This window comes from Pseudomonas izuensis (assembly GCF_009861505.1).
Classification (GTDB): Bacteria; Pseudomonadota; Gammaproteobacteria; order Pseudomonadales; family Pseudomonadaceae; genus Aquipseudomonas; species Aquipseudomonas izuensis.
Genome location: NZ_WTFT01000002.1, coordinates 133,740 through 160,536 on the forward strand (window position 1 = coordinate 133,740; position 26,797 = coordinate 160,536).

At 60.8% G+C, this 26,797-nt stretch carries 23 protein-coding genes; 13 read left to right on the forward strand and 10 right to left on the reverse strand.

All coding sequences use genetic code 11. The features are described from left to right. The first annotated feature begins 49 nt into the window (after positions 1–49). Both lgt and GPL81_RS00815 read left to right on the forward strand, forming a co-directional pair. A complete protein-coding gene (lgt, locus tag GPL81_RS00810; protein ID WP_096514360.1) occupies positions 50–862 on the forward strand; it encodes a prolipoprotein diacylglyceryl transferase in 813 nt (270 codons plus the stop codon). 49 nt (positions 863–911) lie between these two features. Next, positions 912–1,883: a thymidylate synthase gene (locus GPL81_RS00815; RefSeq protein ID WP_096514361.1), complete on the forward strand. Its 972-nt coding sequence runs from the start codon at positions 912–914 to the stop codon at positions 1,881–1,883. A gap of 124 nt (positions 1,884–2,007) precedes the next feature. Here GPL81_RS00815 and cadR read toward each other — a convergent pair whose 3' ends face one another. Next, complete coding sequence (gene cadR, locus GPL81_RS00820; RefSeq protein WP_160104823.1) at positions 2,008–2,457, reverse strand: Cd(II)/Pb(II)-responsive transcriptional regulator; 450 nt, start codon at positions 2,455–2,457, stop codon at positions 2,008–2,010. A gap of 85 nt (positions 2,458–2,542) precedes the next feature. Between cadR and GPL81_RS00825 the strand changes: the two genes are divergently transcribed. From GPL81_RS00825 to GPL81_RS00850, 6 genes are all read left to right on the forward strand, one after another. Next, on the forward strand, positions 2,543–4,798 hold the full coding sequence (locus tag GPL81_RS00825; protein ID WP_160104824.1) for a heavy metal translocating P-type ATPase: 2,256 nt from the start codon (positions 2,543–2,545) through the stop codon (positions 4,796–4,798). Between the two features lie 16 nt (positions 4,799–4,814). Beyond that, positions 4,815–5,678, forward strand: coding sequence for a LysR family transcriptional regulator (locus tag GPL81_RS00830; protein ID WP_160104968.1), 864 nt, complete (start codon positions 4,815–4,817; stop codon positions 5,676–5,678). A 228-nt stretch (positions 5,679–5,906) separates the two neighbouring features. Continuing rightward, entirely contained in the window at positions 5,907–6,983 is a 1,077-nt protein-coding gene (locus GPL81_RS00835; RefSeq protein ID WP_160104825.1) for a putative 2-aminoethylphosphonate ABC transporter ATP-binding protein, read from the forward strand. Beyond that, the gene (locus tag GPL81_RS00840; RefSeq protein WP_160104826.1) at positions 6,983–8,707 is read left to right on the forward strand and encodes a putative 2-aminoethylphosphonate ABC transporter permease subunit; all 1,725 of its coding nucleotides are present in this window, start codon (positions 6,983–6,985) and stop codon (positions 8,705–8,707) included. Before GPL81_RS00835 ends, GPL81_RS00840 begins: the two co-directional genes overlap by 1 nt. A 33-nt stretch (positions 8,708–8,740) precedes the next feature. Next, complete coding sequence (locus GPL81_RS00845; protein WP_160104827.1) at positions 8,741–9,766, forward strand: putative 2-aminoethylphosphonate ABC transporter substrate-binding protein; 1,026 nt, start codon at positions 8,741–8,743, stop codon at positions 9,764–9,766. A gap of 177 nt (positions 9,767–9,943) precedes the next feature. After that, complete coding sequence (locus GPL81_RS00850) at positions 9,944–10,501, forward strand: phosphonate degradation HD-domain oxygenase (RefSeq protein ID WP_160104828.1); 558 nt, start codon at positions 9,944–9,946, stop codon at positions 10,499–10,501. Positions 10,502–10,613: 112 nt separating this feature from the next. Here the strand turns inward: GPL81_RS00850 and GPL81_RS00855 are convergent, their stop codons facing one another. Together GPL81_RS00855 and GPL81_RS00860 are read right to left on the reverse strand one after the other, a co-directional pair. Next, on the reverse strand, positions 10,614–11,978 hold the full coding sequence (locus tag GPL81_RS00855; RefSeq protein ID WP_160104829.1) for a GTPase/DUF3482 domain-containing protein: 1,365 nt from the start codon (positions 11,976–11,978) through the stop codon (positions 10,614–10,616). Then, on the reverse strand, positions 11,971–13,341 hold the full coding sequence (locus GPL81_RS00860; protein WP_160104830.1) for a DUF2868 domain-containing protein: 1,371 nt from the start codon (positions 13,339–13,341) through the stop codon (positions 11,971–11,973). Before GPL81_RS00860 ends, GPL81_RS00855 begins: the two co-directional genes overlap by 8 nt. Before the next feature lie 99 nt (positions 13,342–13,440). Here GPL81_RS00860 and GPL81_RS00865 point away from each other — a divergent pair, with 99 nt between their 5' ends. Continuing rightward, positions 13,441–13,953, forward strand: coding sequence for a dihydrofolate reductase (locus GPL81_RS00865; protein WP_160104831.1), 513 nt, complete (start codon positions 13,441–13,443; stop codon positions 13,951–13,953). A 120-nt stretch (positions 13,954–14,073) separates the two neighbouring features. Here GPL81_RS00865 and GPL81_RS00870 read toward each other — a convergent pair whose 3' ends face one another. Next, the gene (locus GPL81_RS00870) at positions 14,074–15,465 is read right to left on the reverse strand and encodes an L-cystine transporter (protein WP_160104832.1); all 1,392 of its coding nucleotides are present in this window, start codon (positions 15,463–15,465) and stop codon (positions 14,074–14,076) included. A gap of 240 nt (positions 15,466–15,705) precedes the next feature. On the opposite strand from GPL81_RS00870, the gene GPL81_RS00875 reads away from it, so the two are divergent. Further along, a complete protein-coding gene (locus tag GPL81_RS00875; RefSeq protein WP_160104833.1) occupies positions 15,706–16,761 on the forward strand; it encodes an HAD family hydrolase in 1,056 nt (351 codons plus the stop codon). Positions 16,762–16,946: 185 nt separating this feature from the next. On the opposite strand, the gene ilvD is transcribed toward GPL81_RS00875, so the two are convergent. From ilvD to GPL81_RS00890, 3 genes are all read right to left on the reverse strand, one after another. Continuing rightward, positions 16,947–18,788, reverse strand: a complete 1,842-nt coding sequence (gene ilvD, locus GPL81_RS00880) for a dihydroxy-acid dehydratase (RefSeq protein WP_160104834.1) — start codon at positions 18,786–18,788, stop codon at positions 16,947–16,949. A gap of 258 nt (positions 18,789–19,046) precedes the next feature. After that, a complete protein-coding gene (locus tag GPL81_RS00885; protein WP_425502492.1) occupies positions 19,047–20,258 on the reverse strand; it encodes an MFS transporter in 1,212 nt (403 codons plus the stop codon). Positions 20,259–20,433: 175 nt separating this feature from the next. After that, a complete protein-coding gene (locus GPL81_RS00890) occupies positions 20,434–21,630 on the reverse strand; it encodes a class I SAM-dependent rRNA methyltransferase (protein WP_008065056.1) in 1,197 nt (398 codons plus the stop codon). A 230-nt stretch (positions 21,631–21,860) separates the two neighbouring features. Here GPL81_RS00890 and GPL81_RS00895 point away from each other — a divergent pair, with 230 nt between their 5' ends. From GPL81_RS00895 to GPL81_RS00905, 3 genes are all read left to right on the forward strand, one after another. Further along, complete coding sequence (locus tag GPL81_RS00895) at positions 21,861–22,670, forward strand: HDOD domain-containing protein (RefSeq protein ID WP_178122552.1); 810 nt, start codon at positions 21,861–21,863, stop codon at positions 22,668–22,670. Further along, entirely contained in the window at positions 22,663–23,475 is an 813-nt protein-coding gene (gene mutM, locus GPL81_RS00900; RefSeq protein ID WP_160104836.1) for a bifunctional DNA-formamidopyrimidine glycosylase/DNA-(apurinic or apyrimidinic site) lyase, read from the forward strand. Before GPL81_RS00895 ends, mutM begins: the two co-directional genes overlap by 8 nt. Positions 23,476–23,652: 177 nt before the next feature. Continuing rightward, positions 23,653–23,973: a multidrug transporter gene (locus tag GPL81_RS00905; protein WP_160104837.1), complete on the forward strand. Its 321-nt coding sequence runs from the start codon at positions 23,653–23,655 to the stop codon at positions 23,971–23,973. 142 nt (positions 23,974–24,115) lie between these two features. On the opposite strand, the gene GPL81_RS00910 is transcribed toward GPL81_RS00905, so the two are convergent. The 3 genes from GPL81_RS00910 to GPL81_RS00920 form a co-directional block, all read right to left on the reverse strand. Continuing rightward, a complete protein-coding gene (locus tag GPL81_RS00910; protein ID WP_003195146.1) occupies positions 24,116–24,367 on the reverse strand; it encodes a YfhL family 4Fe-4S dicluster ferredoxin in 252 nt (83 codons plus the stop codon). A 183-nt stretch (positions 24,368–24,550) separates the two neighbouring features. Next, positions 24,551–25,030, reverse strand: a complete 480-nt coding sequence (gene coaD, locus GPL81_RS00915) for a pantetheine-phosphate adenylyltransferase (RefSeq protein ID WP_096514383.1) — start codon at positions 25,028–25,030, stop codon at positions 24,551–24,553. 115 nt (positions 25,031–25,145) lie between these two features. Further along, a complete protein-coding gene (locus GPL81_RS00920; RefSeq protein WP_160104838.1) occupies positions 25,146–26,741 on the reverse strand; it encodes a GMC family oxidoreductase in 1,596 nt (531 codons plus the stop codon). Positions 26,742–26,797: the final 56 nt, after the last annotated feature.

The window sequence follows — 26,797 nt, forward strand, 5'->3', positions numbered from 1 at the left end:
CAGCGTCGCCCGGGAATTTTTAAGATTTGAACGCTTATAAGGAGTCGCAATGCTGCCTTACCCGCAGATCGATCCGGTGGCCCTGGCCATCGGTCCGCTGAAAATCCACTGGTACGGCTTGATGTACCTGGTCGGTATTGGCGGTGCCTGGCTGCTGGCGTCTCGCCGGTTGAACCGCTTCGACCCGACCTGGACCAAGGAAAAACTCTCCGACATGGTGTTCTGGATGTCGATGGGGGTGATTGTCGGCGGTCGCCTGGGTTATGTGCTGTTTTACGATCTGCATGCCTATCTGGCCAATCCGACGCTGATTTTCGAAGTGTGGAAGGGCGGCATGTCGTTCCACGGCGGCTTTATCGGCGTGATGCTGGCGGCGTTGTGGTTCGGTAAAAAGAACAACAAGTCGTTCTTCCAGCTGATGGATTTCGTCGCACCCATGGTGCCGATCGGCCTGGGGGCCGGGCGCATCGGCAACTTTATCAATGCCGAGTTGTGGGGCAAGCCGACCGATGTGCCGTGGGCAATGATCTTCCCGCCGTTCAGTGACCCGGCACAGCTGCCGCGTCATCCGTCGCAGCTGTACCAGTTTGCGCTGGAAGGCGTGGCGCTGTTCCTGATCCTGTGGTTGTTCTCGCGCAAGCCGCGGCCAACCATGGCGGTGTCCGGGATGTTCGCGCTGTTCTATGGCATCTTCCGTTTCATCGTCGAATTCGTCCGTGTACCGGACGCACAACTGGGCTATCTGGCCTGGAACTGGCTGACCATGGGCCAGGTGCTGTGCGTACCGATGATCGTCGGCGGGTTGTTCCTGATCTGGCTGGCGTATCACCGCGCCCCGGCAACGCCAGCGGCAGCCGTATAAAATTCGAATCCCGCAGCGACGGCTGCGGGTTCAAGGACACAGGTAACTCATGAAGCAATATCTCGAACTGGTCGCCCACGTCATCAAGAACGGCACCAAGCAGGCCAACCGCACCGGTGTGAACACCATCAGTTTTCCCGGCGCGATGCTGCGTTATGACCTGCAGGAAGGTTTCCCGGCGATCACCACCCGCAAGATGGCGTTCAAATCAGCCATTGGCGAGATGTGTGGTTTTCTGCGTGGCGTGAACAACGCCGCCGAATTCCGCGCGTTGGGTTGCAAGGTCTGGGACCAGAACGCCAATGAAAACGCCCAGTGGCTGGCCAACCCGTTCCGTCAGGGCGAGGACGACCTCGGCGAAATCTACGGCGTGCAATGGCGCAAATGGCCGGCGTACAAGCAGATTCCGGTCAGCAATCAGGCCGCCATCGAGCAGACCCTGAAGCAAGGCTACCGTCAGATCGCCGAAGGTGAAGAAGATGGCCAGGCCTACGTGGTGCTGTACAAAGCCATCGATCAGGTGCGTCAGTGCGTCGACACCATCATCAAGGACCCGGGTAGTCGCCGCATCCTGTTCCATGGCTGGAACGTCGCCCAGCTCGATGAAATGGCCCTGCCGCCGTGCCACTTGCTCTACCAGTTCCACCCGAATGTCGAGACCAAAGAGATCTCTCTGACCCTCTACATCCGCTCCAACGACCTGGGTCTGGGTACGCCGTTCAACCTGACTGAAGGCGCGGCGCTGCTGAGCCTGATCGGTCGTCTGACCGGCTACACGCCGCGCTGGTTCACCTATTTCATCGGTGACGCCCACGTCTACGAAAATCATCTGGACATGCTCAACGAACAGCTCAAGCGCGAGCCTTTCCCGATGCCGAAACTGAAGATCTCCGACCGCGTGCCGGAGTTTGCCAAGACCGGTGTGTATCAGCCGGAGTGGCTGGAGCTGGTCGAGCCGGGGGATTTCTCGCTGGAAGGCTACGAGCACCATGCGCCGATGACCGCGCCGATGGCGGTCTAAAGGGCTGCCGTAGACCCTGTAGGAGCAAAGCTTGCTCGCGATGGCGGCGGCACATTAAACATTTATGTGTCTGACAGACCGCTATCGCGAGCAAGCTTTGCTCCTACAGGATGGTGTGGCGTCTTCAATGCCCATGACTTCTTCCGACATGTGAATGCTCAACCTCCGTCGCCACCACCCCCCCACTCACTTCCAACCGCTGCAAAATCCCGCATTGATCGATATCCGGCCCTTCGCTGCAGCGTTGGCGCAGGTCGAGCAGTTGCGTCTGCAAGGCCAGTAAGCCGTCAATTCGTGACTTTACATGGAGGATGTGCTCGTCGATCAGCGCGTTGACGCTTTCGCACTGGTCCTGCGGGCTGTCGCGAAAAGCCAGCAGGCTGCGGATTTCTTCGAGGGTCATGTCGAGGGTTCGGCAGTTGCGGATGAACGTCAGGCGTTCGGCGTGGGCCTGGGTATAGACGCGGTAGTTGCCGTCGCTGCGTGCCGGTTCCGGCAGCAGGTTTTCACGCTCGTAGTAGCGAATCGTTTCAACCGCGCAATCCGTGAGTTTCGCCAACTCTCCGATCTTCATGATGACGATCTCCAAAAAGGGTGCTTGACCCTATAGTGGCTACAGGGTCTTTACTTGGCAACAGGTACTCTTATGGACGCAATCAATGAGCGATTCCCTGCACACTCACAAAACCGACGATGCTCCCGGCAGTAAACTCAAGCCCGTGACTGCACATGCACATGGCAGCCATGGTGATGCTTGCTGTTCGTCAAAAGCCGTGGCGCCCGCGCTGATCAAGTTGAGCGAAGCGTCAAGTGCCGATGCGCGGCTGAGCAGTTTCCGCATCGAGGCCATGGACTGTCCGACCGAGCAAACGCTGATTCAGAACACGTTAGGAAAACTGACCGGCGTGCAGCAGCTGGAGTTCAATCTGATTAATCGGGTGCTGGGTGTCACCCATAACCTGACGAGTACCGCGCCGATCATCGACGCCATCAAGTCCCTTGGAATGCACGCCGAGCCGCTGGAGCAGGGCGTCGAAGCACCGCTGCCGACACCGGTGAAAAAGCCCTGGTGGCCATTGGCGCTGTCCGGCGTCGCCGCGTTGGTGGCCGAAGTGATCCACTTCACCGCGGTAGCGCCGAACTGGGTTGTGGCAGTCATCGCACTGGTCTCGATCCTCAGCGGCGGCCTCGGCACCTATAAAAAGGGCTGGATCGCCCTGAAGAACCTCAACCTCAACATCAATGCGCTGATGAGCATCGCGGTGACGGGCGCGATCCTCATCGGCCAGTGGCCGGAAGCGGCGATGGTGATGTTTCTGTTCACCGTGGCCGAGTTGATCGAAGCCAAGTCCCTGGACCGCGCGCGTAATGCTATTAGCGGCCTGATGCAGATGACCCCGGAACAGGCAACGGTGTTGCAGGCCGACGGCAGTTGGGTCGCGCAAGATGTGATAACCATCGAACTCGGTGCACGGGTGCGGGTGCGGCCCGGCGAGCGCATCGGCCTGGACGGCGAGGTGCTGGCGGGCAGCTCGACCATCGATCAGGCGCCGATCACCGGGGAAAGCCTGCCGGTGGAAAAGACTGTCGGCGACAAGGTGTTCGCCGGCACGATCAACCAGGCGGGCTCCCTGGAATATGCCGTCACCGCTGCCGCGAACAATTCGACGCTCGCGCGAATCATCCACGCGGTCGAACAGGCCCAGGGCGCGCGTGCGCCGACCCAGCGATTCGTCGACAGCTTCTCCAGAATCTACACCCCGGCGGTATTTATCCTCGCTCTGGCGGTGGCAGTGCTCCCGCCGCTGTTCATGAATGTGCTGTGGTTTGACTGGATCTACCGCGCCTTGGTGCTGTTGGTCGTCGCCTGCCCCTGTGCACTGGTGATCTCCGCCCCGGTGACCATCGTCAGCGGCCTGGCCGCTGCGGCGCGCAAGGGCATTCTGGTGAAGGGTGGCATTTATCTGGAGGGCGGTCACAAGCTCGATTATCTGGCTCTGGACAAGACCGGCACTCTCACCCATGGCAAACCGGTGCAAACCGATTACCTGTCACTCGATCCCACCGCCGATGCATCGGCGCCGGCGATTGCGGCGGCGCTGGCCGGTCGTTCGGATCACCCGGTGTCGCGGGCCATCGCCAGCGCGGCTGTGGATAAACAGCACGCGCCGCTGACTGTGGATAACTTCGAGGCCCTCGGTGGGCGCGGAGTGCGCGGGGTTATCAACGGCCAGCTCTACCATTTGGGCAACCATCGTTTGGTGGAAGATCTGGGGCTGTGCTCGCCAGCGCTGGAGGAGAAGCTGTTCGCCCTGGAAAAACAGGGCAAGTCGGTGGTGCTGTTGCTCGACCGGTCGGGCCCGTTGGCGCTGTTCGCCGTGGCTGATACGGTGAAAGACTCCAGCCGCGAAGCCATCCGGCAACTGCACGAACTGGGCATCAAAACCCTGATGCTTACCGGCGACAATGTCCACACCGCCGAAGCGATTGCCGCGCAAGTCGGCATCGATCAGGCCCGGGGCGACCTGCTGCCGAGCGACAAGCTGCAAGCCATTGAAGCGCTTTATACGCAGGGTCACCGCGTCGGCATGGTCGGCGACGGCATCAACGATGCTCCGGCTCTGGCGCGTTCGGAGATTGGTTTCGCCATGGCCGCTGCCGGCACCGATACCGCCATCGAGACCGCCGATGTCGCCCTGATGGACGATGATCTGCGCAAAATCCCGGCGTTCATCCGCCTGTCGAGGCAGACCTCAAGCGTCCTCAAACAGAACATTGCGTTGGCACTGGTCATCAAGGCGATCTTTCTTGGGGTAACCTTCGCCGGGCTCGCTACCATGTGGATGGCAGTGTTTGCCGACATGGGCGTGAGCCTGTTGGTGGTGTTCAACGGTTTGCGCCTGCTGCGCAAATAGACGAAGAGGGATGCTTGTGCTGAGTGCCGAGCTGAAGGCGTTTTACATGGTTGCCCGCCTGGGCAGCATTACCCTGGCAGCAAAGAAGCTCGGCCTGAGCCAGCCCACGGTGACGACCCAGATTCGCAATCTCGAAAGCCAGTACTCGGTGGAGTTGTTTTACCGTGGCGGGCGTCGCCTGAGTGTCAGTGAAGAGGGCGCGCGCCTGCTGCCGATGGTCAAGGCGCTGATGCAGCAGGAAGCCGACATCGAGTTTTTCCTGCGCAACAGCGGGCAGGTCCAGGGCACGTTGCGCATCGCCGCCACCGCGCCGTATTACATCCTCGATCTGGTGAAAACTTTTCGCGAGCGCCTGCCCCAGGTGGAAGTGTCGGTGGAAATCGGCAACTCGCAGCAGGTGCTGGAAGCGTTGGAGGATTACCGGGTCGATGTCGCGGCGTCCTCGCAGTTGCTGGAGGACACACGGTTGATTCGCCGGGTGCTCGGCAGCGATCCGCTGGTGCTGGCGGTGCATCGCAGTCATCCGTTGGCGGTCCACGACCATGTGCCGCTCAGTGCATTGGCAGGGCATACATTGTTGATGCGCGAACCGGGCTCGACCACCCGGCGCATGACAGAAGAGCTGCTGGCCGGCGCCGGCGTGAATGTCGGGCCATTGCTGGAGATCGGCAGTCGCGAGTCGATCCGCGAAGCGGTGCTGCGCAACATCGGCATCAGCCTCATCGCCCGCCAGGAAGTGCCCCACGATCCCCAGCTGCGGGTGCTGACCATCGAGAATGCGCCCTTGCTGCCGGAGTATCTGTACTGCCTCAAGGAGCGAAAAAACGCGCGGTTGCCGGCAGCGTTTCTCGGGGTGGCGCAGGAAATGTCTCCGGTCTGAGATCTCCATTGCCTGTGCTGGCCTCTTCGCTGGCAAGCCAGCTCCCACAGATCTGTGTTCACTGGAGAACCCTGTGGGAGCTGGCTTGCCAGCGATGAGGTCAGTACAGGCAAAAAAAACTTGAACCAAAAATCCCGAATACCACTATCGGCCGATTTTGCCTCACTGCCATATGACGGACGCATTACAACTCTAGGATGGCCTTCATCTGCTAGATGAGGTCCGTCCATGAACAACTCGATCGCAACTGCCCTGACCAACCCCGGCGCGCCGATGAAAGTGCGCGGCGTGCACAAGCGTTTCGGTGCCTTCACCGCGCTCGACAATGTGTCCCTCGACGTGGCGGCCGGTGAGCTGGTGTGCCTGCTCGGACCTTCCGGTTGTGGCAAAACCACTCTGCTGCGCTGCATCGCCGGCCTGGAGAAACAGGACAGTGGCGAGTTGTACCTGGGCGGTCGCGACGTTTCCCACCTGGCGCCTCAGGCTCGGGACTACGGCATTCTGTTCCAGTCCTACGCACTGTTTCCCAATCTCACCGTCGAAGCGAACATCGCCTACGGCCTGGCCGGCAGCGGTCGCGATGAAGTGCGCCAGCGTGTCGGGCAGATGCTCGAACTGGTTGGCCTGAGCGGCAGTGAGAAAAAGTACCCCGGCCAATTGTCCGGCGGTCAGCAGCAACGGGTCGCACTGGCTCGGGCGCTGGCCCCGGCGCCGTCGTTGTTACTGCTCGATGAGCCGATGTCGGCCCTCGACGCCCGCGTTCGTGAGCACCTGTGCACCGAATTGCGTCAACTGCAGCGGGAGCTCGGTATCACCACCCTGATGGTTACCCACAATCAGGACGAGGCCATGTTGATGGCCGACCGCATCGCCGTGATGAACAACGGCCAGGTCGAGCAGTACGCCACGCCACAGGAAATCTACAACCGCCCGGCCACGCCGTTCGTGGCGGAGTTCGTCGGCCAGGGCAACTGGCTGCCGTTCCACAGCAGCAGCGACAGTCACGCCCAGGTCGGCGGGATGAACCTGCGTCTGGTCGACGGCAGCGCCAGGGCTGCATCAGGTCGTTTGTTCTGTCGCCCGGAAGCGATCAACGTCAACCCGGTGGTGCACGAAGAAAACCTGTTCCCGGCCAAGGTTCGCGAAATCACTTTCCTCGGCAACCGCTGCCGCATGAGCTTCGAACTCGATCATTTGCCCGGCCACGCCTTGCTGGCGGAACTGGCGCCGGAAGCCATGCCGCGTCTTGGCGCGCAGCAGATCATGGTCGCCTTGCCACCGCGCAGCCTGCAGGTGTTTGCCTGATGAGCGCGAACATCGCGCTGCCGCTACCGCGCAAGCAGGAGCGGCCAGTTTCTCGTGCCGAGATCGGTGATCGGCTGTTTGTGGTCGGCGGAAAAGTCCTGCTGCTGGTGATGCTCGGCGTTGCCGTGTTGATGCCATTGCTGGCGATCTTCTGGCGTGGCTTCAGTGCCGAGGCCGGGCAGGGCGGTGGTTGGGTTGCAGCCAAAGAGTTGGTGACCAGCGCTAACTTCCACTGGCTGCTGGGCAATAGCCTGAAGGTTTCCCTCAGTGTGGCGGCCATCGTCGTACCGCTGGCCTACCTGTTTGCCTACGCCCTGCAACGCACGTTGATACCTGGCAGAGGCATCTGGCGCGGCATTTCGTTGCTGCCACTGATGGCGCCGTCGATGCTGCCCGGTATCGCGCTGGTTTATCTGTTCGGCAACCAGGGCATGCTGCGCGGTTTGCTCTCGGACAACATCTACGGCTTCTGGGGCATTGTACTGGGTGAGGTCATCTACACCTTCCCACATGCCTTGATGATTCTGCTGTCAGCCCTGTCCCTGGCGGATGCGCGCCTGTTCGATGCCGCGTCCAGCATGGGCGCCAGTCCCGCGAAAGCCTTTCGCAGCATCACCTGGCCGGCGACGCGTCAGGCAGTGTTCGCCGCGTTCTGCCTGGTGTTCACCTTGACCATCACCGATTTCGGCGTGCCCGTGGTGGTCGGTGGTGACTATCAGGTGCTGGCGCTGGAAGCCTACAAAGCCGTGGTCGGCCAGCAGCAGTTCGGTCGCGGCGCCTTGATCGGCATGGTGTTGCTGCTGCCGGCGCTGTTCAGCTTCGGTGTCGACGCCTGGTTGCGTCGGCGTCATGGCGATTCCATGAGCGGTCGGGCGCAGGTCTTCAAGCCGGCGCCGTCGACACTGCGCGACGGTTGCTACCTGGCCATCGTGCTGCTGATCTGCGCCGCGTTGCTGCTGGTGTTCGGCATGGCGGTGTTCTCGTCGCTGGTGAAGTTCTGGCCGTACAACCTGTCGCTGTCGCTGAACCACTATCAGTTCAATGACACCGCGGGCGGTGGCTGGCTGGCCTATGGCAACAGCGTGAAGATGGCGTTGTGCACGGCGCTGATCGGCAGCGTGCTGATCTTCACCGGTGCCTACCTGATGGAGAAAACCAAGGGCCAGCGCGGCCTGAATCTGACCCTGCGCATGCTCAGTTTCGTACCGATGGCGGTGCCGGGCCTGGTGCTCGGCCTGGGTTACGTCTTCTTCTTCAACCTCACCGGCAATCCGCTGCACGTGCTCTACGGCACCATGACCCTGTTGGTGGTCTGCACCATTGCGCACTATCTGACCACCGCGCAGATGACCGCCACCACCGCATTGCGCCAGCTCGACGCCGAGTTCGAAGCGGCCGCGCTGTCGCTCAAGGCGCCGCTGTACCGGCACTACCTGCGGGTCACCGTGCCGATTTGCCTGCCGGCGCTGCTGGACATCGTGCGCTACCTGTTCGTCTCGGCCATGACCACCGTCTCGGCGGCGATCTTCCTCTACAGCCCCGACACGATCCTTGCGGCGGTGGCAGTGCTGAACATGGACGACGCCGGCAACGTCGGCGGCGCGGCGGCGATGTCGACCCTGATTCTGTTCACCTCGGCGGGCGTATCCCTGCTGCTGGCCTGGGCCTCGCGCGGTTTGCTGCGCCGCTCACAAGCCTGGCGGCAGACCGCGCCCGGTCATTGATTCAATCCCTCAACTCAACAACAGGAAAAGATCATGTTCAAGCCTATGGCCCTGGCCGCTGCTGTCCTCACTGCTTTCAGCCTGAACGCATACGCTGCGAAAACCGAGTTGACGGTGTACACCGCCCTCGAAGCCGAACAACTGAAGACCTACAAGGACGCTTTCGAAAAGGCCAACCCGGACGTCGAAATCAAGTGGGTGCGCGATTCCACCGGCATCATCACCGCCAAACTGCTGGCCGAAAAGGCTCGCCCGCAGGCTGACGCCGTGTGGGGCCTGGCGGCTTCCAGCCTGGCGATCCTCGATCAGCAAGGCATGCTGCAAAGCTACGCGCCAAAAGACCTGGGCAAAATCGGCGGTAACTACCGCGACGCCGCCAACCCGCCCGCCTGGGTCGGCATGGACGTCTGGGCCGCGACCATTTGCTTCAATACTGTCGAAGCCGAGAAGCAGGGCCTGACCAAGCCAGTCAGCTGGCAAGACCTGACCAAGCCTGAATACAAAGGCAAGATCGTCATGCCGAACCCGGCGTCCTCCGGCACCGGTTTCCTCGACGTCAGCGCCTGGTTGCAGACCTTCGGCGAGAAGCAGGGCTGGCAGTACATGGACGACCTGCACCAGAACATCGGCCAGTACGTTCACTCCGGCTCCAAGCCCTGCAAACTGGCCGCTGCCGGTGAGTTCCCGATTGGTATTTCCTTCGAATACCCGGCAGTTCAACTGAAGCGCCAGGGCGCGCCGCTGGACATCATCCTGCCGAAAGAAGGTTTGGGTTGGGAGATCGAAGCGACTGCCGTGATCAAAGGCACCGCGCATGAAGACGCTGCGAAGAAACTCGCGGACTTCTCGGCCAGCCCTGAGGCGATGGAGCTTTATAAAGAGAACTTCGCCGTACTCGCACAACCGGGTATCGCCAAGCCGCAGACCGAATTGCCGGCCGATTATGAGCAGCGCCTGATCAAAAACGACTTCGCCTGGGCCTCGAAGAATCGCGACGAGATCCTGACCGAATGGCGCAAGCGTTATGACGGCAAGTCCGAGAAAGTGGCGGCCAAGTAAGCCATTTTTCGCCTGATAGGGCCACATCGCGGGCAAGTCGGATCGCCGCCCGCTTGCTCCCACAGGTTTAATGTCGGTCACAAATATTGCGTACGACTTAAACTCTGTGGGAGCAAGGCTTGCCCGCGATTGCGGTCTACCATTGAGCACACATTCCAATTCATCGAGAGACTTCTGATGAACCCCAACGAACAAACCGTCGCCAAGGTATTCGCCCTGTACGAACGCTTCGGCGATGCCGATTACATCGGCGAGCCGGTATCGCAGATCGAGCACATGTCCCAGGCCGCGCAGTGCGCAATGGCCGAAGGCTTCGATGACGAAGTGGTGCTGGCCGCGTTCTTCCACGACATCGGGCACATCTGTGCCGAGGGTGCCGAGAACATGGGCGGCTTTGGCGTGGTCAGTCATGAACGTCTGGGCGCTGACTACCTGCGCAGCGCAGGTTTTAGCGAACGCATGGCACGGTTGGTGGAGTATCACGTGCAGGCCAAGCGATATCTGACGCTCAGGGAGCCTGGGTATTACGAGCGTTTGAGCGAGGCCAGTCGCCGCACGCTGGAATATCAGGGCGGGGTGATGACCGACGCCGAAGCAGATGCCTTCGAGCAGGACCCGTTGTGCGAAGTGAGTTTGCGCATGCGCCAGTGGGATGAGCTGGCCAAGGAGATGCATGTGCCGGTGATTGATCTTGGTCTTTTGAAGGAAAAGGCGTTGCGGCTGTTGGCAGCCTAAAACCTCTGAACCGTGGTGCGCCCTTCGCGAGCAGGCTCGCTCCCACAGGGGAATGCGGTCAACTGTGGGAGCGAGCCTGCTCGCGAAGGGGCCAGTCCACACACCGCAGCATTTAAAGTTGCCGCGCCAGTTCCTCCACCTGCTCCTGCCGCTCAGCCTGATTCAGCTTCGGGTGGGCATTGAGCGACGACCACTGTGGATGCGCACGCGCCTTGTTCAGGGCTTCTGGCAGTTTGCCTTCGCGCCAGCTCTTGTCCTGCGGCGTGGCTACTTGAATACTGTCCATCGCCGCATGCCCACGGGCATCCAGCGCTTGCAGCAGTTGCCGTTGGCGCAACGCTAATAGCCGCAGCACATGGTCATCGACGGTCAATTCACGCTGGCCCTTGATCTTGCCCAGCAACCGGCTGCCATAACTGCGCGCGGTTTGCAGGGCACCGCCGGCGATGGCCCCGGCCAGTGCGGCGGCGCCGAGGGTAATACCGCCCACCAGCAAGTCGACCCCGGCCCCGGCGGCTGCGCCAGCCGCGATCCCACCGCCGACCCGCACGCCCAGTTGTTTGAGCGTTTCCGGATTGAACAGATCATCACCCCAGCGCCCGTCCAGCAGCGGCAGGTCGCTCGCGGCTGCGTCCTGTGGACGAAATGCGTAGAGCTTGAGCAGGCCTTCGACGCAGCGCTGTTCCCGCTGGCGAACGCTTTTGCGCAGTTCGTTGATGGCTTGCTGTTCCTGTTCTGCATCGCTGACCACACTGCGCCGACAGGCGGCGCAATCGATCAATAATTCGGCAATCAGTCGCGCCGCGCTTTGCTGGCGCGCAAGGCGTTGAGCCTGTTGATCGGCAATCAAGCGCTCCAGCTGCGGGCGAGCATGTTCCAGCAGGAGTGCGAGGCTTTCATAGAGTCGGCGCTCACCATCCTCCGGTGGCGCGACACTGTCGAATCGCACCAATGCATGCAGGCCGAGACGCGCCAGCGCTTCACGCCAGGCCGGCTCGCGGTGGTTATCGCTGCTGACGAAATTCAGCACCGGCAGCAGTGGTTTGCCACAACCGGCCAATACTTCCAGTTCGTCGCGGTACTTGGCCAGTACCGGCTCGCGGGCGTCGATCACGTAGAGGCCGGCATCGCAGGTCAGCAGTTGCCGCAGCACTTTGGCTTCCTGTTCGAAACGCTGCCGCGCTTCGCTGCCTTCCAGAAAACGGCTCAGTCGTGCCGGACCATCGAGGCGTTCGCCGGGGCGCTCCAGGCGTTCGAGGTAATCGAGCAAGGCGATGGCGTCTTCCAGGCCAGGGGTGTCGAAGAGGTCGAGCAAAGGCTCGCCGTCCACGGATAAACGAGCACCCTCTACATGCCGCGTGGTGCTGGGGCGATGGGAGACTTCGCCGAAGCCGACGTCACGGGTCAGGGTTCGCAGCAACGAGGTTTTGCCAACGTTGGTATGGCCGACCACGGCGAGCTTCAAAGGCTTAGTCATGACCCGTCTCCAGCCAATTCAACGGGGCGCTATCGGCGAACGGCAGTTCCAGCTGTTGCAGGGCCACGTGCCAATCACCGAGGCGATCGGCATCCAGCGCATCACCGGGCGGCGCTTGCAGCAGCCAGACGCGGGTGGCGCTGGCGCTGCGGGCCAATTCGGCGATCAATGCCAGGCTGCCGCGATCCGGCGAGCGCCGTGGATCGCATGCGATGGCCAGACGAGCCGGGGGGAAACGGCTCAGTTGTTCGAGGAGTTTGTGCCGTGATTCGCGGCTGTCGAGAATGCCGGCGTTGCTGACGTTTTTCGGCAGTTGTGGCGGCCATGGGTGTTGATCGTCCAGCTCGATGGCCACCAGCAGTGCGCCGTCGCTTTGCTGGTCACTGACGCCACTTTCGACGCGATGCAATTGCGCAGGCGCTTCATCGCTGATGCCCAGGCGTTCGCTGGTGGGCATCAGGCGTTCGCGCAATTGAGCGTAGCCGGGCAGGTTCAAATCCAGATGCAAGGACGACCGACCGGTTTTCCAGCGCCACAGGCAAAACAGCGCCAGCAGCAGTCGCGGCAGCACGCCATAGACCAGCAACACGCCAACCAGCCAAGCCGCCCAGGCCTGGCGGGCGCTTTCGATATTCAGCGCGGCATCGCCACTGGCGCGAATCATTTCCACGCTCGGTATGCTGAAGCCGAGCAGCGCTGGCAGGGTGCCGAGGCCCTGGGTCATTGTGATAAAGGTGTCCGCACCGAGGATGGTGGTTTCCCAGACGAAACCGTAGCGCCGGGTGGCCATGATCGTCAGCAGCATCACTAGCGCACTCAACATCGCCAGCCACCACAAGCCGTTGACCAGCACGCCGATTGCCCAGCGATTGAGTTTTTGTCGTTGCAGTAACAAGAGCAAGGCAGGCGCCAGTTGCGCCGCTTTGGCATCGCGGGCGAGTTTTTCGCTGAGCCACAACCACAGGCGCCCGAGGCTGGCGCCGTGTTCGCCGGCAAACACCAGGCCCAAGGCCCAGCTCAACAGCAGAATCAGATTGAGCCCGAGCAGACTGCCCAAGGCCCAGAACACATTGACCGGCGTCTGCCCGTCACCCAGTGCGGCGAACGCCAGACCGGCACCGCTGACCACGGCCAGCACCGCCAATACGATCAGCGCCAGCCGCGCACCTTGCAGCCAATGAACGAGCGCGCTACTCAGGCCATCCCGTTCGGCCAGCCACAGGGCTCGGCGTTGAATGCGTGTCGGTAAATCGCCGCCGGCGCTGCGGGCCAGACGATTGGCTTCCAGATCCTCCAAGGGACCTGCGTGTTCTTCGCGCAGGCGGATGGTTTCTGTCAGCCAGAGATTATTCAGTTCAGTCACGCGGCATCCCGTCGCTTAATTGAGCTGTGAGCATAACCGCTGTGGCGCTTGTCGGGGGGCTACGTTGCGAGAAGCCGAGCCTCTGGTATCCTCGCCGGCATGACTAAATCACTCCCCCTCAGCCTGATCGCAGCCCTCGGTGAAAACCGTGTGATCGGCGTCGACAACAGCATGCCCTGGCACTTGCCGGGGGACTTCAAATACTTCAAGGCCACGACCTTGGGCAAGCCGATCATCATGGGTCGCAAGACCTGGGATTCCCTCGGTCGCCCGCTGCCGGGGCGCTTGAACATCGTGGTCAGCCGTCAGGCGGATCTGCTGCTGGAAGGCGCCGAGGTTTACCCGTCGCTGGAAGCCGCCGTGGTTCGCGCCGAAGAGTGGGCGAAGGAGCAGGGTGTCGATGAGTTGATGCTGATTGGTGGTGCGCAGTTGTATGCACAGGGGATGGCGCAGGCTGATCGCTTGTATTTGACGCGCGTGGCGCTGAGCCCGGAAGGGGATGCGTGGTTTCCGGAGTTTGATTTGAAGGAATGGAAACTGGTTTCCGATGTGCCGAATGCGGCGGAAGGTGACAAGCCGGCGTACAACTTCGAAGTGTGGGAAAAAGCCTAAGAGCATCGCTGGCAAGCCAGCTCCCACAGTATCCGTGTTGAAACACACATTGTGTGAACACCAACAATCCCTGTAGGAGCGGGCTTGCCCGCGATGAGGCCAGATCAGGCGCTGAAGAGTTTAAGCGTGAGCCAACGCCGAATGCTCATCCGCATCCAGCAACGCTTTATCCGTCTGCTGCATCACCTGGCTGGTAATCGCACCTGCAGTGATCGAACCACTGACGTTCAACGCCGTACGCCCCATGTCGATCAACGGCTCGACCGAAATCAGCAACGCCACCAGTGACACCGGCAAGCCCATCGCCGGCAATACGATCAACGCGGCAAAGGTCGCACCACCGCCAACTCCGGCGACACCGGCCGAACTCAGCGTGACAATCGCCACCAGCGTCGCGATCCACAGCGGGTCCAGCGGGTTGATGCCCACGGTCGGCGCAACCATCACCGCCAACATCGCCGGGTACAGACCGGCACAGCCGTTCTGGCCGATGGTTGCGCCAAACGAAGCGGCGAAACTGGCGATGGACTGTGGAATGCCCAGACGGCTGGTCTGCGCTTCGATGCTCAATGGAATGGTCGCGGCGCTCGAACGGCTGGTAAACGCAAAGGTCAGCACCGGCCAGATCTTGCGGAAGAAGCGCAGCGGATTGATCCCCGCCGCCGACACCAACAGGCCATGGACGACAAACATCAGTCCCAGGCCGATGTAGGACACCACGACAAAACTGCCGAGCTTGATGATGTCCTGCAGGTTGGAGCCGGCGACCACTTTGGTCATTAGCGCCAGCACACCGTACGGGGTCAGCTTCATCACCAGGCGCACCAGGCGGGTTACCCAGGCTTGCAGGGTGTCGATGGCGTTGATCACTTTCTGACCTTTTTCCACGTCATCCTTGAGCAGTTGCAGCGCTGCGACACCGAGGAAGGCGGCAAAGATCACTACGCTGATGATCGACGTCGGCCTGGCCCGCGCCAGGTCGGCGAACGGGTTTTGCGGGATGAACGACAGCAACAATTGCGGCACATTCAAGTCGGCGACCTTGCCCGCGTAATCGGACTGGATGATTTGCAGGCGGGCCAGTTCTTGGGTGCCGGCCACCAGGCCTTCGGCGGTCAGGCCGAACAGATTGGTCAGGCCGATGCCGATCAACGCCGCAATGGCCGTGGTGAACAGCAGCGTGCCGATGGTCAGGAAGCTGATTTTGCCCAGCGACGAAGCGTTGTGCAGGCGGGCCACGGCGCTGAGGATCGAGGCGAAGACCAGCGGGATCACGATCATTTGCAGCAATTGCACGTAACCGTTGCCTACCAGATCGAACCAGCCGATCGAGGCTTTCAGCACGGGATGACCGGTGCCGTACACCGTGTGCAATGCCACACCGAACACCACGCCGAGTACCAGCGCGAGCAGGACTTTTTTCGCCAGGCTCCAGGTTGAGTGGCGGGTTTGTGCCAGACCCAGGAGCAGGGCGAGGAACACCAGCAGATTGAGAATCAGCGGCAGATTCATTGGAACTCCCATTAGACATGTGCCAACTGCCTTCCGGGGCAGCTGCGAACCGGCAAGCCTAACAGCTTGATTTCCAATGAATTAATACCAAAAACGTCTGGCAACTGTCGTTTTTGGAATAAGCGTGTGTCGCCCTCAGGGATGCAGCTGGCGCGATGGGCATGATGACGGTCGCTGGCAGACGAGGACTGTCACACTTATTTGTTAGCGTCGATGTCTTTCACTCAGGGAGAAACATCAATGAAGTTCGCACCGACATTACTGGCTGCAGCTCTTTGCCTGGGCCTCGCCGGCCAGGTATTCGCCACGGATTTGAAACACTGGCCGGCCGATCAGGCCAAGGCGCTGGACGCGATGATCGCCGCCAACGCCAACAAGGGTAACTACGCGGTGTTCGACATGGACAACACCAGTTACCGCTACGACCTCGAAGAGTCGCTGCTGCCGTTCATGGAGAACAAGGGCCTGATCACCCGCGACAAACTCGACCCCTCCCTGAAACTGATGCCGTTCAAAGACACCGCCGACCATAAGGAAAGCCTGTTCAGCTACTACTACCGCCTCTGTGAAGTCGACGACATGGTTTGCTATCCATGGGTCGCCCAGGTGTTTTCCGGCTTTACGCTGCAAGAGCTCAAGGGCTATGTGGATGAGATGATGGCGGCCGGCAAACCGGTGCCGGCCACGTATTACGACGGCGACGTGGTCAAGACGCTCGACGTCAACCCGCCGAAAATCTTCACCGGCCAGCAAGAGCTCTACAACAAGTTGATGGAGAACGGCATCGAGGTCTACGTGATGACCGCTGCCTCCGAAGAGCTGGTGCGCATGGTCGCGGCCGATCCGAAGTACGGCTACAACGTCAAACCGCAGAACGTGATCGGCGTGTCGATGCTGCTCAAGGACCCCAAGACCGGCGAGCTGACTACCGCGCGCAAGCAGATCACCGCCGGCAAGTATGACGAAAAGGCCAACCTCGGCCTGGAGCTGACCCCATACCTGTGGACGCCGGCGACCTGGATGGCTGGCAAGCAGGCGGCGATCCTGACCTACATCGATGAATGGAAAAAGCCGGTGCTGGTTGGCGGCGATACCCCGAGCAGCGACGGCTACATGCTGTTCCACAGCGTCGACGTGGCCAAGGGCGGCATCCACCTGTGGGTCAACCGCAAGGACAAATATATGACCCAGATCAACGGCATGATGGCCAAGAATGCTGCAGCCCAGGCCAAGGAAGGACTCACCGTGACTGCCGATAAGAACTGGGTGATCGTCACGCCGCAAGAGATCCAGTAAGGATTTTGATTCATTGTAGGAGCGAGCCTGCTCGCGATGGTCGTTAACGATGACGCCGGCTGCCTGATACCCTGCAGCGTTCTCTCATCCATCGCGAGCAGGCTCGCTCCTACAGGTGAAAGGTGACCGGTAGAAACAAAAATGCCCCGCACTTGGCGGGGCATTTTTATGGGGGCGGCTGACGCTTACAGCCCGTCAAGCATCGCCTTGTTACGCACAGCACCTTTGTCGGCACTGGTCGCCAACAGGGCGTAGGCCTTCAGGGCGGTGGTCACTTTACGTGGACGCATTTCCACCGGTTTCCAGCCTTTCTTGTCCTGCTCGACCCGGCGTGCAGCCAGTTCTTCGTCGCTGATCAACAAGTTGATCGAGCGGTTCGGAATGTCGATCAGCACTTTGTCACCGTCCTGCACCAGACCGATCGCGCCACCGGCAGCCGCTTCAGGCGAAGCGTGGCCGATGGACAGACCGGAAGTACCACCGGAGAAGCGGCCGTCGGTGAGCAGGGCGCAGGCTTTGCCCAGGCCTTTGGATTTCAGGTAGGACGTCGGGTACAGCATTTCCTGCATGCCCGGGCCGCCTTTCGGGCCTTCGTAGCGAATGATGACGATGTCGCCTTCCTTCACTTCGTCGGCGAGGATGCCGCGCACGGCGCTGTCCTGGCTTTCGAAGATCTTGGCGTTGCCTTCGAACACGTGGATCGACTCATCGACGCCGGCGGTTTTCACCACGCAACCGTCGAGGGCGATGTTGCCGTACAGCACAGCCAGGCCGCCTTCTTGCGAGTAGGCGTGCTCGACACTGCGGATGCAGCCGTTTTCACGGTCGTCGTCCAGGGTTTCCCAACGGGTCGACTGGCTGAACGCGGTTTGCGTCGGGATGCCCGCAGGACCTGCCTTGAAGAAGTGATGCACGGCTTCGTCGTTGGTCTGGGTAATGTCCCACTTGGCGATGGCTTCTTCCATGCTGCGGCTGTGCACGGTCGGCAACTGGGTGTGCAGCAGGCCGCCACGGGCCAGCGAGCCGAGGATGCTGAAGATCCCGCCGGCACGGTGCACGTCTTCCATGTGGTACTTCTGGATGTTCGGCGCGACCTTGCACAGTTGTGGCACGTTGCGCGAAAGACGGTCGATGTCGCGCAGGTCGAAATCGATCTCGGCTTCCTGGGCAGCCGCCAGCAAATGCAGGATGGTGTTGGTGGAACCGCCCATGGCGATGTCCAGGGTCATGGCGTTTTCGAACGCCTGGAAGTTGGCGATGTTGCGCGGCAACACCGACTGATCGTTCTCGCCGTAGTAACGCTTGCACAGCTCGACGATGGTGCGGCCAGCCTGCAGGAACAACTGCTCGCGGTCGCTGTGGGTGGCCAGGGTCGAACCGTTGCCCGGCAAGGCCAGGCCCAGGGCTTCAACCAGGCAGTTCATCGAGTTGGCGGTGAACATGCCGGAGCACGAACCGCAAGTCGGGCAGGCGCTGCGCTCGTACTCGGCAACCTTCTCGTCAGAAGCGCTGGAGTCGGCGGCGATCACCATGGCGTCAACCAGGTCGAGACCGTGGCTGGCCAGTTTGGTCTTGCCGGCTTCCATCGGGCCGCCGGACACGAAGATCACCGGGATGTTCAGGCGCAGGGACGCCATCAGCATGCCGGGGGTGATCTTGTCGCAGTTGGAGATGCAGACGATGGCGTCGGCGCAGTGGGCGTTGACCATGTACTCGACGGAGTCGGCGATGATCTCGCGGCTCGGCAGCGAATACAGCATGCCATCGTGGCCCATGGCGATGCCGTCATCGACAGCGATGGTGTTGAATTCTTTTGCCACACCACCCGCGCGTTCGATTTCGCGGGCGACCAGTTGGCCCAGGTCCTTGAGGTGGACGTGGCCCGGTACGAACTGGGTGAAGGAGTTGGCAATGGCGATGATCGGCTTTTTGAAGTCGTCATCTTTCATCCCCGTGGCGCGCCACAGTGCGCGGGCGCCGGCCATGTTGCGGCCATGGGTGGATGTTTTCGAGCGGTAATCAGGCATGAAGCACTCCGGGCGGCTAATCAGGTATCAAAAGGGAAGTGAGCTTCTATTGACGTCTGGAGTACTCGGAAATGGCCGTGTGTCCATAGGTTGCCGATAACTTTGCGGGATCGCCGCGCGCTTCAGCTTGAGCTCATAAACCCGCCGGGGATGACTGGCGATGAATGTTCGCGATTCTACACGGCTGGTGGCTGGAGGGAATGCCGGGAAGCATTGATCCGGTGTTGACGAAGCGTGCGGGATGACGACTGGTTGCCGTTACTGGCTGTCCGGGCGGAGGACCGTACTTTTACTTCGGCTGTTGATGCGATAGCTCAGGGCTAGCGCCAGCACGCTCAGGGCGATAAAGCTGTAGCCGAGCGTATCGTGCACGGACGCGTGGCTCAAACTGACAAGCGCGCTGATCAACCCGCCGCAAATGAAGACCAGTGTGCTGCCGGCCGATGAAGAGGTCCCGGCGTTGTTCGGAAAAAAACTCATGGCTCTGGAGGTGGCGGCTGGGCGCGCGATGGTGGTGCCTGCTGTACAGATAATCATCGGAATCAGCACGGTCGAGGGTGACAGGGCAAACCGGCCCGAGATGTAGAGCATGCTCAAACCCGACAGCAGGATGAGGCTCAACCCGATAATGATCTGATAGTCACTGCCGATACGGCGGCTCAACAGGGTCGCGATGGCTCCCCCGACCAGATAGGCCACTCCGTAGATCAGCAGGGTCAGCGAGAAATCATGGGCCGAGAGCTGAAGGCGCTCCATGAAAATCAGCGGTGAAATAACAATGAATGAAAAATGGCAGGCGAAGGCAAAGGCCGATATCAGCCAGTAACTCACAAACTCGAAGTGGCTGTAGACCCGTCGATAAGACTGAATGAAGTTGGGTTGACCACCCATTGCACCGCCATGGTTTTTTTCAAGACTGAAACAGGCACAAAGGAACACCCCGGCGGCAAGTGCAGCAAACACCATGAAACTGCCCGGCCAATCCAGTAGCTCTTGCAAAACGGCACCGGCTAATGGCGAGACGGAAATGAAAATCCCGGTGGACGTCACCATGAGGATCCTCAGGCGATCACGCTCCACACCTTCGAACAGATCCTGAACCAGCGCCTGCGCGAGGATGAAACAGCCGCAGCCGAGGGCCTGGACCACACGGAACGTCAGGAACCAGGCGTACTCGCTCGACAGGACGCAACCCGCGGCCCCGACGATTGAAACCGCCAACCCCGCCAACAACAGGCGTTTGCGTCCCATCGCATCCGATAGAGGCCCTATAAACAGTTGTGACAACGAGATCCCGACGGCGAACAGGCTGATGGATAGCGCGATGTCTTCGGGCGTGGTCCGAAAGTGTCGGGCCAATGCAGGGAAAGAGGGGAGCAGCACGTCGAGACAGAAAACACCAAGCATCGTCATGGTCATCAACAAGGCAACGGCGGGTGCTTTTTTCTTGGGGTTTACGTTGTGCATCATCGGTCAGGCAGCTCGATCCGTGAGGGGTGATCGAGAGTCGATTCGACGGCAGGCAAAGTCAATGCGGGAGAGGTAGGAACGATCCTGATCAAATGTCGGACCGTTCTTGTCCGTGCTGATCAGCGCAATCCGCGCCCATAGCGGAATGCATTCCACGATGGGCGCGGTGTTCGGCTTAGCTGTTTGGCAACAACCGGCAAGTAATGCTCTTGATGTAGCGGGTTTCAGGGATGGCCGGATGCACCGGATGATCCGGACCCTGGCCGCCACGTTCCAGCATCTGGATATTGCGATCCAGGTGACGGGCGCTGGTCAGCAGGATGTTTTGCAGGTCGTCTTCCGGCAGGTGCATCGAGCAGGATGCGCTGAACAGGATGCCATCCTTGGTGAGCAGGCGCATGGCTTGCTCGTTCAGGCGGCGGTAGGCGCCTTCGCCGTTTTTCATGTCTTTCTTGCGTTTGATGAACGCCGGAGGGTCGGCCACGATCACGTCGAAACGTTCCTCGCTGGCTTTCAGCTCTTTCAGGGCTTCGAACACGTCGCCTTCGATGCAGGTCATCTTCTCGGCAAAACCGTTCAGCGCAGCATTGCGCTCGACGCCGTCGAGGGCGAAGGCCGAAGCATCGACGCAGAACACTTCGCTGGCACCGAATGCCGCCGCTTGCACGCCCCAGCCGCCGATGTAGCTGTACAGGTCCAGTACGCGCTTGCCCTTGGCATACGGTGCCAGGCGAGCACGGTTCATGCGGTGGTCGTAGAACCAGCCGGTTTTCTGGCCCTGGATGACCGGTGCTTCGAATTTCACGCCGTTCTCTTCCAGCGCCACCCACTCCGGCACCAGGCCGAACACGGTTTCGACGTAGCGGTTGAGGCCTTCGGCATCACGGGCCGCGGAGTCGTTCTTGAACAGAATGCCGCTTGGCTTGAGCACTTGGGTCAGCGCCGCGATCACGTCATCCTTGTGGGCTTCCATGGTCGCCGAGGCAATCTGCACCACCAGGATGTCGCCAAAACGGTCGACCACCAGGCCTGGCAACAGGTCGGAATCGCCGTAGACCAGGCGGTAGAACGGCTTGTCGAACAGGCGATCGCGCAGCGACAGGGCCACGTTCAGGCGATGCACCAGCAGTGATTTGTCCAGCGGCAGCTTGATGTCACGCGACAGCAGGCGGGCGCAGATCAGGTTGTTCGGGCTCATGGCGACAATGCCCAACGGCTTGCCGCCGGCGGCTTCGAGGATCGCCTGATCGCCGGCCTTGAAACCGTGCAAAGGGGTCGCCGCTACATCGATTTCGTTGCTATAGACCCACAAATGACCGTTGCGCAGACGGCGGTCGGCGTTGGCTTTGAGGCGCAGGCTAGGCAGGGACATGACGTCGCTCCGGAAAAAAGAGCGGGAGTATAGCCTGTTGCGCAAGGCCACGGCGCGGCGGATGGACATGCGGTGAGTCAGGCCAGGGATCTGGAAACTTCAGCCGATGGACCCTTCAAGGTGTCGGATCCAACTTTTAGAAGCTAGAATCTGCGCTTGGCCCAGAGTGTGTACCTATGTCCCAAGAGTTGACTCCCGAACAGATCCAGCAATCCCTGCAAGGCATCAGTGTGCCGGCCCAACCGCAGATCATGGTGGATCTGCAGATGGAGCAGTACATGCCCGACCCGGATCTGGATGTGATCGCGAAGCTGATTTCCCAGGACCCTGGCCTCTCCGGTTCCTTGCTGAAAATCGTCAACTCGCCGTATTACGGTTTGACCAACAAGATCGCCTCGATCCAGCGCGCGGTGAATCTGCTGGGCAGCCGCTCGATCATCAACCTGATCAACGCACAGTCGATCAAGGGCGAGATGAACGACGAAACCATCGTCACCCTGAACCGCTTCTGGGACACCGCGCAGGATGTGGCAATGACCTGCCTGACCCTGGCCCAGCGCATCGGTACCCAAGCCGGTGACGAAGCGTACGCCCTGGGTCTGTTCCATGATTGTGGCGTGCCGCTGATGCTCCAGCGTTTCCCCGACTACATGGCGGTGCTGGAACAGGCCTACGCCAACGCCGGTCCCGATTGCCGGGTGGTGGACACTGAAAACCAGGCCTTCAACACCAATCACGCGGTGGTCGGTTATTACACGGCCAAGTCCTGGCGCCTGCCGGACCATGTCACGGCCGCGATCGCCAATCACCACAATGCCCTGGCGATCTTCAGCGATGAGTCTTCGAACAACAGTTCGCTGAAGAATCTGTTGGCGATCCTGAAGATGGCCGAGCACATTTGTGCGTCCTACCGGGTGCTGGGCAACCAGACCGAAGACCATGAATGGAATAGCATCGCGCATCTGGTGCTCGATTACGTCGGCCTCTCGGACTACGATTTCGAAACCCTCAAGCAAACGATTCGCGACCTCCATGCCTGAACTGCCAGAAGTCGAAACCACCCGTCGCGGCATTGCCCCGCACCTGGAGGGCCAGCGCGTCAGCCGGGTGATCGTGCGTGAGCGTCGCTTGCGCTGGCCGATTCCCGAGGACCTCGATGTGCGCCTGTCCGGCCAGCGCATCGTGCTGGTGGAACGGCGTGCCAAGTACCTGCTGATCAACGCTGAAGTCGGCACCTTGATCAGCCATTTGGGCATGTCGGGGAATTTGCGTCTGGTGGAAGCCGGCCTGCCGGCCGCCAAGCATGAACATGTGGATATCGAACTGGAGTCGGGCCTGGCCTTGCGCTATACCGACCCGCGCCGGTTTGGCGCGATGCTCTGGAGCCTCGATCCGCTCAACCATGAATTGTTGATTCGCCTGGGGCCGGAACCGCTGACCGACCTGTTCGACGGCGACCGTCTGTTCCAGCTGTCCCGCGGGCGTTCGATGGCGGTCAAGCCGTTCATCATGGACAACGCAGTGGTGGTCGGTGTCGGCAACATCTACGCGACCGAAGCGTTGTTCGCCGCCGGGATCGACCCGCGCCGCGAGGCCAAAAGCATTTCCCGTGCTCGGTACCTGAAGCTGGCGATCGAGATCAAACGCATCCTGGCCGCCGCCATCGAGCGCGGTGGTACCACGCTGCGCGATTTTATTGGGGGTGATGGCCAGCCGGGCTACTTCCAGCAGGAGCTGTTCGTGTACGGCCGAGGCGCCGAGCATTGCAAGGTCTGCGGTACGCAATTGCGGGAAGTGAAACTCGGGCAACGCGCCAGTGTCTTTTGCCCGCGCTGCCAGCGCTGAAACGCCAGACCTGTAGGAGCCGGCTTGCTGGCGAAGGCGGCGTGTCAGGCGACATCGATGCTGTATGTGCCGACCTCTTCGCTGGCAAGTCGGGTCCCCGCATCGCAGCTCCTACAGGGTTGTGTTGTGTCGACGGTCTATAGTCAGTGCGTGACTGTCTAGCCGAAGGACCGTGCCATGAATCCGTTTCGAACCCTTGTCGTCGCGCTGTTGCTGGGCATCTGCGCTTCAGCCGCTGCCAGCAGCGGCAGCGGCGATCCGCGCTATGCCATCCAGAATCCACCTGCTTACGCGATGATTGGCGATCTGCTGATTGCCCGGCCTCTGCTGGTCGTGGCGACGGTGATTGGTGCGGGCGTCTTTGTGGTGTCGCTGCCCTTTACTGCATTGGGCGGCGGTGTGGGCGATGCGGGGCAGGCCTTGGTGGTCGACCCGGCGAAAGCGGCGTTCGTGCGGTGTTTGGGGTGTATTGGGGAGGGGTTTGAGCAGCGGGAGTAAAGTCAGTTACATCTTCGGTGTGGCTGATGACGCCTTCGCGAGCAAGCCCGCTCCCACAGGGGACTTGTGAGCGACACAGATCCAATGTGGGAGCGGGCTTGCTCGCGAAGAGGCCCTCAAGAGCACTACAAAAATATCTGACTCAAGCCTTACCGGTAATCTTCCGGTACTTCTCCATCAACTGCTCTTCAGTCTCCGGATGGGCTTCGTCCAATGGAATGCAATCCACCGGGCAGACCTGTTGGCATTGCGGTTCGTCGTAGTGGCCCACGCACTGCGTGCACAGGTTCGGGTCGATCACGTAGATCTCTTCGCCCTGGGAAATGGCGGCGTTCGGGCACTCGGGTTCGCAGACGTCGCAGTTGATGCAATCGTCGGTGATGATCAGGGACATGCTAACTCCAGCCGGGGCGGCGGGCCCGGGCGCAATATATCAATGCGCATAATTGTGCCGCATTGGCGCCTGTACTGCACGCGACTACGACGGATTGTAGGAGCCGGCTTGCCGGCGAAAGCGGCGTAACAGTTACACCGCGTTGTATTGATCGCCAGTAAGCCGGCTCCTACAGATCGAGATTTATTTCTTGAAGCGTTCGGTCAGTGCATCCGCGACCACAGGGTGTACGAACTTGGTGATATCACCGCCCAAGGCTGCAATTTCACGGACCAGCGTCGAGGAAATGAACGAATAACGCTCGGACGGGGTCAGGAACAGACTTTCCACGTCCGGGGCCAGTTGCCGGTTCATGTTGGCCAGCTGGAATTCGTATTCGAAGTCCGAGACCGCGCGCAAACCACGCAGGAACACGTTGGCGTTCTGCTCTTTGGCGAAGTGCGCCAGCAGAGTCGAGAAGCCGACGACTTCAACGTTCGGCAAATGTTTGGTGACCTCACGGGCCAGTGCCACACGCTGTTCCAGAGGAAACAACGGGTTTTTCTTCGGGCTGGCGGCCACGGCAATGATCACGTGATCGAACAGGCGCGAGGCGCGTTCGACCAGATCGCCATGGCCCTTGGTAATAGGGTCGAAGGTACCTGGGTACAACACTCGGTTCATCGCGTCGTCCTGGCGGGAGTGCGTTGGGGAATCGGATGGTATCGCAGCCTTACCGGTCGGCCAAGTCGCCTGTTGGGTAAGAAAGCACTATAGACGATAGGAATATTCGTCATTTTCACGGGTTTTTCAAACGTTCGGCCAAGGAAGTGGCCAGTTGCGCTGTCAGGCCATAGACCGACAATTGCGGGTTTGCGCCAATGCTGGTGGGGAACAGCGAGCCATCATGTATCGACAAATTGCCCAGTTGATGATGCCGGCCAAGGCTGTCGGTCACGGCGTTTTTCGGGTCTTCGCCCATGGCGCAACCACCCATCACATGGGCGCTGCCCAACCGCGTGCGGTACAACTCCAGGCTGAGGCTGTCGATCAGCGTGCGCGCTTCGCCCAGGCTTTTTACATACCGCGCATCGGCGTGCATCGGCATGACCGCATTGGCGCCGCCGGCGAACTGGATCTCGGCCATGCTGTGGAACGCCCGGCGCAGCCCTTCCCAGACATAGGGTGAAACCGGGTAATCGAGCACCGGCGTGCCGTCGCCGCGCAACTCGACGCTGCCTCCGGGGCTGTCGGGGTGGAACCCGTCACGCAGCAACGCCAGCATCGCGTGGGTGTGGGGCAGGTTGGCCATGTGCTGCGCATTTTCCTGGCCGAAACCGCCGAGTAGCGTCGCCGCCAGTGCCGGGTGCAGCGGAGGAACCTCCAGCTTGTAGCCGATTTTGCCGGTGGTGCCGTCCTGCCATTGGAAATGATCGGAGTAAATCGACTGCGGCGCCCCGTAGAACGGGTTGATCACCTCGTCGAACAGCCCGGCGGACATGTTCACCACATGCAGAAAGGTCCGTTTGCCCAGGCGTTGGTGCGGATCCGGCGCCTCGGAACGCAACAACAGCGCCGGGCTGTTGATCCCGCCGCCAGCCAATACGTAATGCCGTGCCTTGACCGTAATGCTGCGACCCGTGGGCTGGACGCAGCGTTCGTCCATCGCCACGCATTGCAGCCCGGTGACCTTGTCACCGCTGATGAGGAGCTTTTCGGCACGGGCCAGGTAGAGCAACTCACCGCCCTTTTCCAGGGTGGCGGGAATGGTGGTAACCATCATCGATTGCTTGGCATTGGTCGGGCAGCCCATGCCGCAATAGCCGAGGTTCCAGCAGCCGCGCACATTGCGCGGGATGACATGCCAGCTGTAGTCGAGCTTTTCGCAGCCTTTGCGGATAACGTCGTTGTTGGCGTTGGGCGGGACCCTCCACGGGGCGACGCCAAGGCGCTGCTCCATTTTCTCGAACCACGGTGCCATGTCCGCCGGGCTGTGGCCTTTCACGTTGTGCTCTTTGGCCCAGTGTTCCAGGGTAGCTTCAGGGGTGCGGAAACTGGACGTCCAGTTGATCAACGTGGTGCCGCCCACGGCCCGTCCCTGGAGGATGGTGATCGCACCGTCCTTGCTCATGCGCCCGATGCCTTCCTGATAGAGGCTGGCGTAGGCCTGGTCTTCAAGCAGCTTGAAGTCGCTGCTGGTCTTGAGCGGGCCTTCTTCGATCAGCAGCACTTTGTAGCCCGCCGCGCTGAGAATTTCAGCGGTGGTCCCGCCGCCGGCGCCACTGCCGATGATCGCTACATCCGCTTCCAGGACCAGGTCCTGGGTCAGTCGCGAGCCATCATGGGTTTTCCAGCCACGGGCCATGCCTTCGCGGAACGGGTCGGGTACGGGCATATTCAGGTTCTCTTATTATTTTGAATTGGGTGGTGATGCGGCTGACGCCATCGCGG

What these genes read in the sequence shown, in the direction of transcription:
- GPL81_RS00870 (WP_160104832.1), bottom strand. Translation starts at nt 15,465, where the DNA reads ATGAATCTGCCGCTGATTCTCAATCTGCTGGTGTTCCTCGCCCTGCTC.
- GPL81_RS00905 (WP_160104837.1), top strand. Translation starts at nt 23,653, where the DNA reads ATGAATCCGTTTCGAACCCTTGTCGTCGCGCTGTTGCTGGGCATCTGC.
- GPL81_RS00890 (WP_008065056.1), bottom strand. Translation starts at nt 21,630, where the DNA reads ATGTCCCTGCCTAGCCTGCGCCTCAAAGCCAACGCCGACCGCCGTCTG.
- GPL81_RS00920 (WP_160104838.1), bottom strand. Translation starts at nt 26,741, where the DNA reads ATGCCCGTACCCGACCCGTTCCGCGAAGGCATGGCCCGTGGCTGGAAA.
- GPL81_RS00885 (WP_425502492.1), bottom strand. Translation starts at nt 20,258, where the DNA reads ATGATGCACAACGTAAACCCCAAGAAAAAAGCACCCGCCGTTGCCTTG.
- GPL81_RS00910 (WP_003195146.1), bottom strand. Translation starts at nt 24,367, where the DNA reads ATGTCCCTGATCATCACCGACGATTGCATCAACTGCGACGTCTGCGAA.
- GPL81_RS00845 (WP_160104827.1), top strand. Translation starts at nt 8,741, where the DNA reads ATGTTCAAGCCTATGGCCCTGGCCGCTGCTGTCCTCACTGCTTTCAGC.
- lgt (WP_096514360.1), top strand. Translation starts at nt 50, where the DNA reads ATGCTGCCTTACCCGCAGATCGATCCGGTGGCCCTGGCCATCGGTCCG.
- cadR (WP_160104823.1), bottom strand. Translation starts at nt 2,457, where the DNA reads ATGAAGATCGGAGAGTTGGCGAAACTCACGGATTGCGCGGTTGAAACG.
- mutM (WP_160104836.1), top strand. Translation starts at nt 22,663, where the DNA reads ATGCCTGAACTGCCAGAAGTCGAAACCACCCGTCGCGGCATTGCCCCG.
- GPL81_RS00815 (WP_096514361.1), top strand. Translation starts at nt 912, where the DNA reads ATGAAGCAATATCTCGAACTGGTCGCCCACGTCATCAAGAACGGCACC.
- GPL81_RS00855 (WP_160104829.1), bottom strand. Translation starts at nt 11,978, where the DNA reads ATGACTAAGCCTTTGAAGCTCGCCGTGGTCGGCCATACCAACGTTGGC.
- GPL81_RS00825 (WP_160104824.1), top strand. Translation starts at nt 2,543, where the DNA reads ATGAGCGATTCCCTGCACACTCACAAAACCGACGATGCTCCCGGCAGT.
- GPL81_RS00865 (WP_160104831.1), top strand. Translation starts at nt 13,441, where the DNA reads ATGACTAAATCACTCCCCCTCAGCCTGATCGCAGCCCTCGGTGAAAAC.
- GPL81_RS00875 (WP_160104833.1), top strand. Translation starts at nt 15,706, where the DNA reads ATGAAGTTCGCACCGACATTACTGGCTGCAGCTCTTTGCCTGGGCCTC.
- coaD (WP_096514383.1), bottom strand. Translation starts at nt 25,030, where the DNA reads ATGAACCGAGTGTTGTACCCAGGTACCTTCGACCCTATTACCAAGGGC.
- ilvD (WP_160104834.1), bottom strand. Translation starts at nt 18,788, where the DNA reads ATGCCTGATTACCGCTCGAAAACATCCACCCATGGCCGCAACATGGCC.
- GPL81_RS00835 (WP_160104825.1), top strand. Translation starts at nt 5,907, where the DNA reads ATGAACAACTCGATCGCAACTGCCCTGACCAACCCCGGCGCGCCGATG.
- GPL81_RS00850 (WP_160104828.1), top strand. Translation starts at nt 9,944, where the DNA reads ATGAACCCCAACGAACAAACCGTCGCCAAGGTATTCGCCCTGTACGAA.
- GPL81_RS00840 (WP_160104826.1), top strand. Translation starts at nt 6,983, where the DNA reads ATGAGCGCGAACATCGCGCTGCCGCTACCGCGCAAGCAGGAGCGGCCA.